General features: G+C 69.4%; 12 protein-coding genes. 7 read left to right on the forward strand and 5 right to left on the reverse strand.

The genetic code is table 11. The features are described from left to right. Positions 1-69: 69 nt before the first annotated feature. Positions 70-1,074 (reverse strand): LacI family DNA-binding transcriptional regulator, encoded by a 1,005-nt coding sequence (locus MOQ72_RS10645; RefSeq protein ID WP_242182540.1) that lies wholly within the window; start codon positions 1,072-1,074, stop codon positions 70-72. A 218-nt stretch (positions 1,075-1,292) separates the two neighbouring features. Here MOQ72_RS10645 and MOQ72_RS10650 point away from each other — a divergent pair, with 218 nt between their 5' ends. Genes MOQ72_RS10650 through MOQ72_RS10660 form a run of 3 tightly spaced genes read left to right on the forward strand, consistent with a single transcriptional unit; the run spans position 1,293 to position 4,302 of the window. Beyond that, entirely contained in the window at positions 1,293-2,186 is an 894-nt protein-coding gene (locus tag MOQ72_RS10650) for an amidohydrolase family protein (protein WP_242182762.1), read from the forward strand. Further along, the gene (locus tag MOQ72_RS10655; protein WP_242182542.1) at positions 2,183-2,776 is read left to right on the forward strand and encodes a cysteine dioxygenase; all 594 of its coding nucleotides are present in this window, start codon (positions 2,183-2,185) and stop codon (positions 2,774-2,776) included. The genes MOQ72_RS10650 and MOQ72_RS10655 overlap by 4 nt, the downstream gene beginning before the upstream one ends. A gap of 41 nt (positions 2,777-2,817) precedes the next feature. Further along, on the forward strand, positions 2,818-4,302 hold the full coding sequence (locus tag MOQ72_RS10660) for an aromatic amino acid ammonia-lyase (RefSeq protein ID WP_242182544.1): 1,485 nt from the start codon (positions 2,818-2,820) through the stop codon (positions 4,300-4,302). A gap of 217 nt (positions 4,303-4,519) precedes the next feature. Here MOQ72_RS10660 and MOQ72_RS10665 read toward each other — a convergent pair whose 3' ends face one another. Continuing rightward, positions 4,520-5,392: an NmrA/HSCARG family protein gene (locus tag MOQ72_RS10665; RefSeq protein WP_242182546.1), complete on the reverse strand. Its 873-nt coding sequence runs from the start codon at positions 5,390-5,392 to the stop codon at positions 4,520-4,522. Between the two features lie 112 nt (positions 5,393-5,504). Between MOQ72_RS10665 and MOQ72_RS10670 the strand changes: the two genes are divergently transcribed. Continuing rightward, entirely contained in the window at positions 5,505-6,050 is a 546-nt protein-coding gene (locus MOQ72_RS10670; RefSeq protein WP_242182548.1) for a TetR/AcrR family transcriptional regulator, read from the forward strand. Between the two features lie 42 nt (positions 6,051-6,092). On the opposite strand, the gene MOQ72_RS10675 is transcribed toward MOQ72_RS10670, so the two are convergent. Both MOQ72_RS10675 and MOQ72_RS10680 read right to left on the reverse strand, forming a co-directional pair. Then, positions 6,093-6,620, reverse strand: coding sequence for a DinB family protein (locus MOQ72_RS10675; protein WP_242182550.1), 528 nt, complete (start codon positions 6,618-6,620; stop codon positions 6,093-6,095). An 84-nt stretch (positions 6,621-6,704) separates the two neighbouring features. After that, positions 6,705-7,295: a TetR/AcrR family transcriptional regulator gene (locus tag MOQ72_RS10680; protein WP_242182552.1), complete on the reverse strand. Its 591-nt coding sequence runs from the start codon at positions 7,293-7,295 to the stop codon at positions 6,705-6,707. 170 nt (positions 7,296-7,465) lie between these two features. Here MOQ72_RS10680 and MOQ72_RS10685 point away from each other — a divergent pair, with 170 nt between their 5' ends. The 3 genes from MOQ72_RS10685 to MOQ72_RS10695 all read left to right on the forward strand — a co-directional run bounded on the left by MOQ72_RS10685 (position 7,466) and on the right by MOQ72_RS10695 (position 10,983). After that, the gene (locus MOQ72_RS10685; RefSeq protein ID WP_242182554.1) at positions 7,466-8,413 is read left to right on the forward strand and encodes an SDR family NAD(P)-dependent oxidoreductase; all 948 of its coding nucleotides are present in this window, start codon (positions 7,466-7,468) and stop codon (positions 8,411-8,413) included. 207 nt (positions 8,414-8,620) lie between these two features. Continuing rightward, positions 8,621-10,336 (forward strand): NB-ARC domain-containing protein, encoded by a 1,716-nt coding sequence (locus MOQ72_RS10690; protein WP_242182555.1) that lies wholly within the window; start codon positions 8,621-8,623, stop codon positions 10,334-10,336. A 452-nt stretch (positions 10,337-10,788) separates the two neighbouring features. Beyond that, the gene (locus MOQ72_RS10695) at positions 10,789-10,983 is read left to right on the forward strand and encodes a hypothetical protein (RefSeq protein ID WP_242182557.1); all 195 of its coding nucleotides are present in this window, start codon (positions 10,789-10,791) and stop codon (positions 10,981-10,983) included. Positions 10,984-11,172: 189 nt separating this feature from the next. On the opposite strand, the gene MOQ72_RS10700 is transcribed toward MOQ72_RS10695, so the two are convergent. Then, on the reverse strand, positions 11,173-11,817 hold the full coding sequence (locus MOQ72_RS10700) for a nitroreductase family protein (protein ID WP_242182559.1): 645 nt from the start codon (positions 11,815-11,817) through the stop codon (positions 11,173-11,175). Between the last annotated feature and the right edge of the window lie 15 nt (positions 11,818-11,832).

An 11,832-nucleotide genomic window follows, 5' to 3' on the forward strand; every position in this document is an offset into this window, starting at 1 on the left:
ACGCCTGTCTTCGGACTCGTCTTGCGTGGCGGTGCGAGTGCAGGATTTCGCGCGAAATCGGCCGGATGGTCAGCGGTGGGGTTTGGTCACCGAGTCGCGGTGCTTCGGTTCCGGCGTGATCAGCTTCCGACGACTGCGCCGGTTCTTGTCGACCGCCTTGAGCACGCGCTCCACCACGGCGTCGACGACCGTCTGCACATCCCAGCGGTAGGTGGACAGCGCTGGTGTCAGCAGGCGGGACACCGGGTGGTCGTCGTAGCCGAGGACCGACAGGTCGACCGGGACCGCCAGGCCGAGGTCGCGCGCGGCCTCGTAAACGCCGTAGGCCATCGAGTCGGTGAGGCAGAACACCGCGGTGGGCCGGGGAGTCCCGCCGAGCGCGGCGTGCGCCGTCTCGGCGGCGCCGGTCAGATCGTTCGGGCAGGCCAGGACGTGCAGGTCCATGCCCAGTTCGCGGGCGACGTCCTGGACGATCTTCTCCGCCGGTCGCTGGCGCAGCAGGCGCGGACCCGGTGTCAGCACCAGGATCTCCCGATGCCCGGCGTCGCTGAGCGTTTTGAGCGCGTCAGCGACCCCGAGGCTGTTGTCGAACACCACCTCGGCGGCGGTGGCGGCACCCGGCAGCGGGTCGCCGATCGCGACGAGCATGGTCCGCTCGGCGGCTTCCGCCCAGTGCTGGGAAGTCGGGTCGACCGGGATCGTGACCAGCGCGTCGACCCGCTGGTCGAGGAGGTTCTTGGTGAGCACGGCTTCGCGCGCCGGATCGGCGGCGGAGTCCATGAACAGCGTGTTGCGGTCTGCAGCCAGGAACCGCCTGCCGAGGGTGGTGGCGAAGTTCTGCTGCCACAGGTCTTCCAGCGAGCTGCACAGGACTCCCACCATGCCGGTACGACCGCTGGCCAGGGCGCGGGCGACCGGGTCGGCTTCGTAGCCGATGCGGTCGGCGGCCTCCCGCACGCGCTGCTGGGTTTCGGGAGGCACTTGCAGGCCGCGAAGCGCATAGGACACGGCGGCGGGGGAGAGCCCGGTCTCCGCCGCGATGTCCTTGATCGTGGGGCGCTTGCGGCGTTGCACCTGAGAAGCCTAGCGCGTTGACCAGCGGAGAGGGTGTGCGGATGGGTTCGGATGGCGGTGCTGGTTGCGAGCGCGGCTGACGCTTGCCTGACGACCACCCCGCCACGCCCGATCCCAGCTGTTGGACTGATGCGATCGACTCTTGACCGGGCGCGTGCTGATGCGATTCACTGAAGCCATTCACTGAACCGCTTCACAAAGGCGTGCCATTGTCCGATGTGCTGATCGATGTGCACCAACACCTCTGGCCCGAGGGTTTCGCGGCCGCGCTCCGCGCGCGTGCGGATCCCCCGATGCTGCGCGGCTGGACGCTGCACCTGGCGGGCGAGCCGCCATTCGAGGTGGACCCGGCCGACCACGAACCAGCCAAGCGCGCGGCGCGGGAGGCCGATGGCGGCGTGGCGGTCGCGCTCGTGTCGCTGTCCAGTCCGCTCGGCGTTGAATGGCTGCCTTCGGACCAGGCGGCACCGCTGCTGGATGCATGGCATCGCGGCGCGCTGGAGTTGCCGGAGCCGTTCCGGCCGTGGGCCGCGGCCAACGTGCTGGAACCCGATGCCGAACAGGTGCGGGATGCGCTCGACCTGGGCTGCGTCGGCCTGCAGGTCCCGGCCGACGCGATGCGGACACCTACCGATCTGGAACGCATCGCCGTGCTGCTCGCGGAATGCGAGCAGTCCGGTCGGCCAGTGCTCGTGCATCCGGGCCGAGCGACCTGTCCCACGCCAGGCTTGCCCGGATGGTGGCCGCCGGTGGTCGATTACGTGGCCCAGATGCAGGCGGCGTGGTGGTCCTGGCACGCCGCGGGTCGTGCGCTGCTCCCGGAATTGCGGATCTGCTTCGCCGCCGGGGCCGGGTTGGCGCCCGTGCACCACGAGCGGTTGGTGGCCAGGGGCGGGGTGTTCGACCGCATCGACCCGAACGTCTTCGTCGACACCTCGTCGTACGGGCCACGCGGTCTGGACGCGCTCATCCGAGTGCTCGGGATCGACCCGGTGGTGCTCGGCAGCGACCGGCCCTACGCCGAACCGACCGACCCCGGACTGGGCGAGGCCGCTTCCCGAGCCATCCGCTGTGCCAATCCACGCCGATTGCTAGAAGGAGGACAGCCGTGATCGTCGAACCGCCGCTGGTCGAGGAAGCCGTGCCAGCGAGGCGCGCGAGTCGGGTGCGCGAGGTGCACGGTGACTGCACGCTTGAGAGGCTGCCCGGTCGTGATCTCGACCAAGCCGAGCTGCGGGGACTGGTCGCGGATCTTGCGCGTCGGCCCGAGTTGTGGCAGCACCACGTCGCCTTCAGCGACGACAAGCGGCATTACGTGTCGCTGCACCGGGATGCGCACGTCGACATCTGGCTGCTGTGCTGGACGCCGGAGAACGACACCGGCTGGCACGACCACGACATCTCCTCGTTCGCGGTCGCCGTCGCCCGAGGTGCGCTGGTCGAGCACAACCTCGCGGTGGGGCAGCCGAGCGTGGAAACCGAGGTCGCAGCGGGCTACGTGTTCGGCTTCGGGCCCGATCACATCCACCGGCTCACCGGTCGGGCGCGCAACAGCGTGTCGATCCACGCTTACTCCCCGCCGCTGTGGCGGATGGGCCAGTACGCCGTGACCGGTGGTGTGCTCAGGCGCGTTTCGGTGTCCTACGCCGACGAACTGCGTCCCATCGACGAAGTCGAGGTGTCCCCGACGACCCTCGTCTAGGGGTGGACCGCGGAGCACGGTGTGCTCGACGGGAGGGCGTTATGACTGTGGTTCAGGGCGCGGCCCCTGTGCGGCACGGTGACGTCGCCGGAAACGACACCGTGCTCCTCGACGGCACCGCGTTGTCCATTGTGGATGTTCGCCGGATCGCGGCTGGACGTGCCGCGGTCGCTATTTCGCCTGTCGGGTTGGACCGGCTGCGTGATGGCTGGCGGGCCGCTCGACGAGCGACGGGGCACCCGGTTTACGGGCGCACCACGGGCGTGGGCGCCAACTGCTGCGAGGCAGTCCTGGGTGGTGCGGCGCACGGGATGCGGTTGCTGCGCAGCCATGCCAGCGGGATCGGGAACCTGCTGCCCGAACGGGATGTGCGCGCGATGCTCGCGGTACGGGTGAACCAGGTGCTGCGCGGCGGTGCCGGTCTGCAACCCGCCATCGCCGAAGCGATGGTGGCCGCGCTCAATGCCGGGAGCTACCCGGAGGTGCACGAACACGGTGCGGTCGGTACCGGCGATCTCGGCCCGCTGGCCGAGCTGGGGCTCGCGCTCGCGGGCGAGGGCAGGTGGGCTGGCAGCGGGTTGCCGCCGAATCCGGTCGCTGTGGCCGACGGTGACGCCCTTGCGCTGATCAGCAGCAATGCGCTGACCATCGGCCAAGCGGCGCTGGCCGCGGACGCGCTGCGCGCACTCCTGGACGCGACGGCTCCGGTCGTCGCGCTGACGCTGCTCGCCGTCGACGGTTCGACCGAGCCGTTCGCACCGGAGGTGCACGATGCACGACCGCACGTCGGTGCATCCCAGGTCGCTGCCGAGGTGCTGAGGTTGCTCGGCGGTGCGGTGGTTCCGGGGCCCCGGGTCCAGGATCCGTTCGGGTTGCGGTGTTTCCCCCAGGTGCACGGTCCTGCGTTGGAGGCCCTGGCCGACGTCGAGTCGGTGCTGGCGGTGGAACTCAACGCGGCCAGCGAGAATCCGCTGATCACGCCAGCGACGGCGGTGCGCCACCACGGCGGGTTCCACACCGCCCAGCTCGCCCTCGCCCTGGATCGGCTGCGGCTGGCAGTGCTGTGCACCGCGCAACTGTCGGCGGGGCGGCTGTGGATGCTCGCCGAACCGGAGCTGACCGGGCTGCGTCCGTTCCTCGCATCCGGTCCGGCGGGCAGTTCGGGAATCATGCTGCTCGAATACGGCGTGAGCTCGGCCCTCGCCGAGCTGCGGGCCGCCGCGTTTCCGGCGACGCTGGGCCACGCCGTGCTGTCCAGGGGCGCAGAGGAGCACGCGAGTTTCGGCTCGCAGGCGGCCAAGCAGACCCAGCGCGCAGCGGAGGCTTATCGGCTCGTGCTGGCCTGCGAACTCGTGGCCGCGGTTCGTGCGCACCGGTTGCGCGGGACCAGACCGAGTCCAGCGCAACCGGTCCGAGCGGTGCACGAACGCGCGTGTCAGGTGCTCAACCCGGATACCGAGGACCGTCCGTTGTCCGACGACGTCACGGCCGCCGCACTCCTCATCGACGAGCTGAGCGGGCGGTAGCCGCGAGGCCCCGTGGCGGAAGGGCATTCATGATGTCCGGCATCCAGCGACCGCGCACATCGAGTTCGAACGCGGCTACCCCGGCGCTCCGCGCGAGCCGCGCTCAGTACAGCACTGTCCACATCGGTCAGTGCGAGCTTCGCCCCGGCTCGGGCGAAAGCTCGTGCCATGCCGAGCCCGATGCCCTGGCCCCGGTGATGAACACGGCTCGGTGCGGCTACGCGCTGAGTATCGCTTCGATGCGTGCCGCTCCTCCGCGCCGCAGCCAGTCGGGGAAGGTCAGCAGGTTCGGGTGGAGTTTCCGCAGGGCCGGAATGTTGGCGTGCCACATCCGCTCGGTGGCGAATGCGCGGGCGGCTCGGTCGCTGAGCCCCGCCGCCGCGCCCGGAATCTGCTGGTAGGTGATCTCGCGGCCGAGGGCCTGCCCGATCAGCGCGACCGTCTCGGTCGAGGTCAGTTCGTCCCCGGCGATTTCGATCGCCCGGCCGAGGTATTCCGCCGGACTGCCGAACGCCAGGGCGGCGAAGGCGCCGATGTCGTCGGCCGCGATCAGTTGCACCGGGACGTCCGGCCCGAACAGGTGGAGCAGTGCGCCATCGCGGATGCCGCCCAGCGGGAGCCCCGGAATCGTGTGGTTCTCCATGAACCGGACCGGCCGCAAGATCGTCGCCGGTAGATCGAGGGCGCGGATGTACTGCTCGATCTGCCACTTGCTGCGCCAGTACGGGATGTCGGCGTCGCGGTCGGCTCCGCCGACGGAGGCGAAGACGAAATGCACGACGCCTGCGGTCGCGGCGGCGTCGGCGAGCCTGCGGCCGCGTTGGACCTCCAGTTCCAGATCTTGGCCATCCGGGGTGACACCGAAGATTCCGTGCACTCCCACGGCGGCTGCTTCGAGTGAATCGGGATCGTCCAGATCACCCACGGCCAACTCGACACCAGCCGCTGCGAGTGCCTGGACTGCCGGGCGGTCGGCGTCGCGGACGAGCGCGCGCACGCGCCAGCCGCCAGCCCGCAGGTGTTTGGCGGTCGTGCCGCCTTGGCGGCCGGTCGCGCCCATCACGAGGATGGTCTTGGGTGCTTCGTCCACGAGGGCCTCCAGGGCTAGGGGTAACATGAGGGGCCCTCAAGAAATATACTGAGGTGGCCTCGACTTGGCTAGGAGGGTGCTGGTGGCCAACGGAAATCCGCCGCAGCGTCGAATGCGCGCCGACGCGCGTCGCAACCGAGACCGGCTGCTCGCCGCGACCGGGGAGGCGTTCGCCGAGCATGGAACGGATGCCGCTCTCGAAGACATCGCGCGGCGCGCTGGCGTGGCGATCGGCACGCTCTACAGCCATTTCCCGACCCGGCACGCCCTGCTGGAAGCGCTGCTGCGGGAGCAAGTGGAAGCATTGGGCGACAAAGCCAGTCAGCTGCTGGATCATCCGTCACCGCTGGAAGCTCTCATCGAGTGGGCGCATGCGGCGATCGCCCACACCGCCACCTACCGGGGGCTTGCCGCATCGATGATGACCGGCCTGGGCTATGAGAATTCCGAGCTCCACGCGGCTTGCCAAGCACTGATCCAGGCCGGTGAACGGGTTCTCGCCCGCGCGCAACAGGCCGGAGTCGTGCGCCCCGACGTTGCGGCCTCCGATCTGTTCGCGCTCATCAACGCTGTCGCATGGGCAGGTGAACAGGTGCCGTCCGAGCAGGGCGCACGGCTGCTGGGCTACGTCATCGACGGACTTCGACCGATGAGCTGAGGGAGTGCGCATACCGGCAGCTCGCGACGAGGCTGCGCGTGCTTATTCGGCCGATGCGGTGCGCAGCAATCGGAGTTGGCCGATCTCGGCCACGTTCTTCATCAGTTCGGCGTTCACCCAGCCGACCATGTGCGCCGCGGTCTTTTCGGGGTTGTCCTGCCATGGGAACGGCGCCGTGGCGTCCAGGTCGGCATCGGTGAGCCGTTCCAGCACCGCCAACCACTCCGTTCGAAGATCGCGCAACCATTCGATGGTCGGCGCGCCGTCGCCGGGCCAGCTGATCTCGCCCCGGTCCCGTGGGGTTCGACCCTGCGCGTGGTCGAGGGTGACGCTCCACCACCAGCCGATGTGCCAGGTGATCCAGGCGATCGTGGGGATCGGAATGGGATCTGGCTCGGTCTCCGCCCAGTCCGGCACCCACGTCCCGTCCACATCCTGGTGGACCGTCCAGCAGTGGGCCGCGGGCTCCCAGCGGAAGTCCTCGGGCCGCAGCTGGTCCAGGTGGAGCTCGAACAACGACCAGGTCAGGTCGAACTGCCAACGCAGCAGTTCACCACGAGATGCGGACATGGGCGGATCGTCTCATGTGGTCCGTTCGTTCCGAAAGCGGTTTTCCGGTCGGCTGTCCATTGTGGAATTCAGACGGCGCGCCGGTCATGGCTGGGGGGCGCCCGTCGCGCGGTAGCGCAGGCCGTCCATCAGCAGGTCGAGCAGGCGGCGGGCCTGGTCGCGCTGCTCCGGTTGGCCCGCCGCGAGGGACAGGCCGCTGATGCTCGTCAGCACGTCGACCGGTTCGACGTCCGGCCGCACGGTTCCGGCCGCGACCCCGGCGCGCAGCAGCGTCGTGATCGCCGCCACCATCCGGTCGCGGCTTTCCGCGTAGGGGTTTCCGCCGGAGGCGATGACGGCCCGCAACGCGTCGGCCATGCCGTGCTTGGTCATCATGTAGTCGACGAAGCGGTCCATCCAGGTCCGCATGGCCTGGTCCGGCGGCATGGTCGCCAGCAGTTCCGGCGCGGCCTCGCACAGCTTCGCGAGTTCGTTGCGGTAGGCCGCTTCGACGAGCGCGTCCCGGGTGGGGAAGTGGCGGTAGAGCGTCCCGATGCCGACCCCCGCGTCCTTGGCGATCGCGTCGAGGGTCGCGTCCAACCCGTCCTCGGAGAACCGTCGCACGGCGGCGTCCAGCAGCCGGTCGCGGTTGCGCTGGGCGTCGGCGCGCAGCCGTCGGGCTCCGGTGGTCGCCACGGTTCCTCCTCGTCGGTCCGGGCCGGTCTCGCGACCGGTGGCACGTGCCAGGGTACGAGTTGCTAATCGGAGGAGGCTCCGATTATAGTTCGAACGTGAGCGGAGGCTCCTCCGTTTCTTCTCCGATCAGTGCACCCTCCGGGGCACCGAGCAACGCACACAGGAAGAGCATGACTGCGAACACACGCATCACCACGCCGTTCACCGCCGACACGACCGCAGCCGAGGTGATGGCCGATGTCGATCTCACCGGCCGCCGTGCCATCGTGACCGGCGGAGCGTCCGGGATCGGCATCGAGACCGCCCGCGCGCTCGCCTCGGCGGGCGCGGAAACGACGCTGGCGGTCCGGGATCTGGACGCGGGCAAGCGCGTCGCCGAAGACATCATCGCGACCACCGGGAACGACCGCCTCCACACCGCGAAGCTGGATCTCGCCGACCAGGCATCCGTGGCGTTGTTCGTCGCCGGGTGGGACGGCCCGCTGCACATCCTGGTCAACAACGCCGGGGTGATGGCGTCTCCCGAGATGCGCACCCCGGAAGGCTGGGAACTGCAATTCGCCACCAACCACCTCGGCCACTTCGCGTTGGCCACCGGACTGCACCGGGCGCTGGCCGCGGCCAACGGAGCTCGCGTCGTGTCGGTCAGCTCAAGCGCGCACCTGCGTTCGCCGGTCGTCTTCGACGACATCCACTTCCGGCAGCGCCCGTACGAGCCGTGGGCCGCGTACGGGCAGTCCAAGACGGCGAACGTGCTCTTCGCCGTGGAGGCGGCGAAGCGGTGGGCCGACGACGGCATCACCGTCAACGCGGTGATGCCGGGCGGAATCCGGACCAACCTACAGCGCCACATCAGCGATGCGGAGCTGGAGCGGATCCGCACGCAGGTTGGCGGGTCGACCGAGGTCAAGTGGAAGACACCCGAACAGGGTGCCGCCACGTCGGTTCTGGTCGCGACGTCCGCGCTGCTCGACGGCGTCAGCGGCCGGTACTTCGAGGACTGCAACGAAGCGGAGCCGAACCAGCCGGGAACCCGTCGCGGCGTCGCGGCGTACGCGCTCGACCCGGAGGCGGCGGCCCAGCTCTGGCAGGTCTCGCACGACACGCTGGCCGCCTGACCCGGCTACCTACCGCACAAGAGTCCACCAGCCACTTGCCCCTCGCGCCCACGCCGCTTGCGCGGCAGTGCCACCCGCATTTGCCGCGCGGCGGTAGGCGATTTCGGGCGAAATCGTCCTGCACTGACCACGGGGACCTCGACCGGGGCAGGCGCTAAGATCGCTCGGAAAAGTCATATCGGGCCTGGTGGATGGGGTGGGCTGCTCGTGGATGACGAATCCGGGACTCGCAACGAGCAGAGCGGCACGGTCAACGGTCCGATCGCGCAGGTCGGCGCGGTCCACGGCGATATCCATTTCGGCGAGCGGACCCAGGACCCGGTGGTGCCGTGGCAGTTGCCACCGGCCGTTGGGTCCTTCGCCGGTCAGGCGGACGAGTTGGCGGCGTTGAACGCGGTGCTGGACGACTCCGCCCGAGTGGTGGTGGTCTCGGCGGTCGAGGGCGTCACCGGCATCGGCAAGACGGCTCTGGCGGTGCACTGGGCGAACCAGGTGGCGGAGCAGTTCCCCGACGGCCAGTTGTACGTGAACCTGCGGGGCTCCGATCCGTCCGGCTGGCCGGTGCGCCCCGGCGACGTGCTCCGGGGTTTCCTGGAAGCGCTGGGAGACACCAAGATTCCGTCGGATGTGGCGGCCCGAGCAGCCCGGTACCGAACGTTGTTGGCTACCAAGCGGGTGCTCGTGGTGCTCGACGACGCCGAGGACGTCGAACAGGTGCGTCTGCTGCTGCCTGGCGGCTCGACGTCGTTCGTCGTGGTGACCAGCCGCGGCCAGCTGACCGGCCTGATCGCCGAAGGCGCCCGCTCGCTGACCTTGGACGCGCTCAGCGCCAGCGAGGCGCGGGAACTGCTGGCCCACTACCTGGGCAACGATCGGTTGGCGGCCGAGCGCGAAGCAGCGGACGAGCTGATCGTGCTGTGCGCGGGATTGCCTCACGCGCTGAGCGTGGTGGCGGCTCATGCCGCGGACGTCCCGCTCGCTACGTTGGCGGGGGAACTGCGCAACGAGATCGGCTCGCCGGAGGTCGGCAACCTGTCCTCGCGGATGGCGACGGTGCTCGCCTGGTCCCACGGGCGATCGCAGCCGCCACCGGTGGACCGGGACTGGCGGAGCCGGGTCGGCAAGCTGGCTTGGCTGAGCAGCCCCAAGGTCCTCTTCGCGGCGGCCGTGGCGGTCGCGGTGACCATGCTGGCCGCCTCCACCGAGATGATCGTCGCGTCGAGCTTCCTCGGGTTCGGGTACTTCGTGCTTCGGTTGGCCCTGCTCTTCGGTGGGCTGGTGCTCATGGAGCGGTCCGGCGCACGGGGCGTGATCGGTTCGGGGCTGGCCGTCGCGAGCGCGGTCTACGTCCTCGTGGACGCACTCGCCACGATCCACAGCGTGGCGGACGTCTGGGGATGGCTGGAGTTCTTCGCGGTGATCCTCTTCGGCGTCGTGTTCGCGATGCGGCTGGCGCCGTTCCGCGATGTGCCCCGCCCGGAGCGGATCGTGCCACCCACCCGACGCCCGCTCGCATACGTGGTGCTCGGCGCCGCCGCCGTTCAGTTCATCCTGCTCTTCGCTGCGATCCCCACCGAGTACGGCAGCACCACCATCATGGCGGGTGTGGGTGCGCTGGGGGCGCTGCTACCCGTGGTCGCGATCGGAGGGCTGTGCGTCGCCGCCGTGCTGGCCGACGGTGGTGACGAAGCGCAGCGAACCTTCGTCACGTCGGTGGTGATGGCCTACGTCGCGCCAGAATTGCTGCTCATGCTCGGTTCCTTGCTCCTCGGACCGCAATTCACCTACCTCGGCAGTGGTTTTTGGGGGACTGGCTCGACTTCGGCCGCCTGGGTGTTCTTCGTTCTCGCACAAGCGGTTTCCGCCGCCGCGCTCATGACGTCGACGACAGTGCTGCTCCGCCGTGCCGCCGAGTCGTCCTGACGACCGCCGCGATCGAACTGCTGAACCGGACGCGTGCTGATCGCCGGTGCCGCTGCGGCGGGCATTCGCGCGGATGAGCGGTCGTGCGCCTGGCCGAACGGCTCGAAATTCCTGGCCGATCGGTTGATCTTCGAGCAGTAGCACTGGCCTGGCGGATGATCCGCGCTCCTGCTGCCGCGGCGATCGTGGATGTCCACTGCGCACGGCACCGGACCGGGCGGGTGGCGACAGGCAGGAGGAGCACAGTGTCAGGTCAAGTGGTCGGTTCGGGGCCCGCATCGCTTTCGCCGGTGCGGCACGGCGAGTACCGCGCCGAACCGTTCGCGGGGGAGTGAGGAGGATGTCTGCTGTCCTGGAAGGACGATCCGTGCGAGCGCGCATCGGCGACCTCGACTCGCTGCGCGGGTTCGCGCTGTGCGGGATCCTGTTCGTACATCCCGGACCTCGTGCACATGGGGTGGGGGCCAGCGATCGGCGTGGCCGATCCGGTGGGTTCGGCGCTGAACATGTTCGTGCAGCAGCGGTTCCACCCGATCTTCGCGTTCCTGTTCGGCGTGAGCTTCGCGCTGCTGCTGCGGTCGGCGGCCGGTCGGGTCGCGCGGCCCCGCGTGCTGTTGCTGCGGCGGCTGCTGGCGTTGTTCAGTTGACTGCACCAAGTGCCGTTGATCAACGCGGGACTGTAATCTCAATGGCTCTGTCCCAAAGGCCATCCGTGACCATGCATGCGGGTCGGACGAGGGCGAGGCGCTCCGTGGAGCAGGCCACGAAGAACTCGGCAGGCGGTCCGGCAAAGCCGCCGAGCGCACGAGCTCGTCGATGGGGACCATGTCCTTCGGTTACCACTTGTTCCAGTGCAGGACTTGGTCGCGGCTGATGCGTTTGGCGGGGCGGAAGTCGGTGCCGATGGTGAAGGCGAGTGGGATGAGCGCGGCGAGCATGATGTCGTCGTAGGGGACGCCGAGGACGGCGGCCAGTTCGTGTTCCAGTGGGGCTTGGGCGGTGGTCCAGACTGTGCCGAGGCCGCGCTCGCGGGCGGCGAGCATGAAGCTCCACACCGCGGGCAGGATGGAGCCCCAGGTCCCGGCCTGCTCGGTCACGGTCGCGTGGTCGGTGCGGCCCTCGACGGCGGGGATGACGATGGCCGGCACTTGGTGGATGTGGTCGTAGAGGTAATGGAGCCCGTCGGCGATCTGCGGCCAGGATCCGTGGGCGTTCATGCGGCGCAGGTCGTTTTTGGTCAGCGGTGTGCCCTGGGCGATGTGGACGGCTCTGCGGTAGATGTCGGTGACGGCGGCGCGTTGGGTCTTGTCGGTGACGAGGAGGAAGTGCCAGCGTTGGCGGTTGCGGCCGCTGGGGGCCTGGGTGGCGAGGTCGACGCATTCCTCGATGAGGTGGCGTGGCACGGGCCTGGTCAGGTCGAGGCGTTTGCGCACCGCGCGGGTGGTGGACAGGACTTGGTCGGCGGACAGGTTCAGTGACATCGGGGCTTCTTTCTC

The organism is Saccharopolyspora soli (assembly GCF_022678645.1).
Taxonomy (GTDB): Bacteria; Actinomycetota; Actinomycetes; order Mycobacteriales; family Pseudonocardiaceae; genus Saccharopolyspora; species Saccharopolyspora soli.

What these genes read in the sequence shown, in the direction of transcription:
- MOQ72_RS10660 (WP_242182544.1), top strand. Translation starts at nt 2,818, where the DNA reads ATGACTGTGGTTCAGGGCGCGGCCCCTGTGCGGCACGGTGACGTCGCC.
- MOQ72_RS10695 (WP_242182557.1), top strand. Translation starts at nt 10,789, where the DNA reads ATGGGGTGGGGGCCAGCGATCGGCGTGGCCGATCCGGTGGGTTCGGCG.
- MOQ72_RS10700 (WP_242182559.1), bottom strand. Translation starts at nt 11,817, where the DNA reads ATGTCACTGAACCTGTCCGCCGACCAAGTCCTGTCCACCACCCGCGCG.
- MOQ72_RS10670 (WP_242182548.1), top strand. Translation starts at nt 5,505, where the DNA reads ATGCGCGCCGACGCGCGTCGCAACCGAGACCGGCTGCTCGCCGCGACC.
- MOQ72_RS10675 (WP_242182550.1), bottom strand. Translation starts at nt 6,620, where the DNA reads ATGTCCGCATCTCGTGGTGAACTGCTGCGTTGGCAGTTCGACCTGACC.
- MOQ72_RS10685 (WP_242182554.1), top strand. Translation starts at nt 7,466, where the DNA reads ATGACTGCGAACACACGCATCACCACGCCGTTCACCGCCGACACGACC.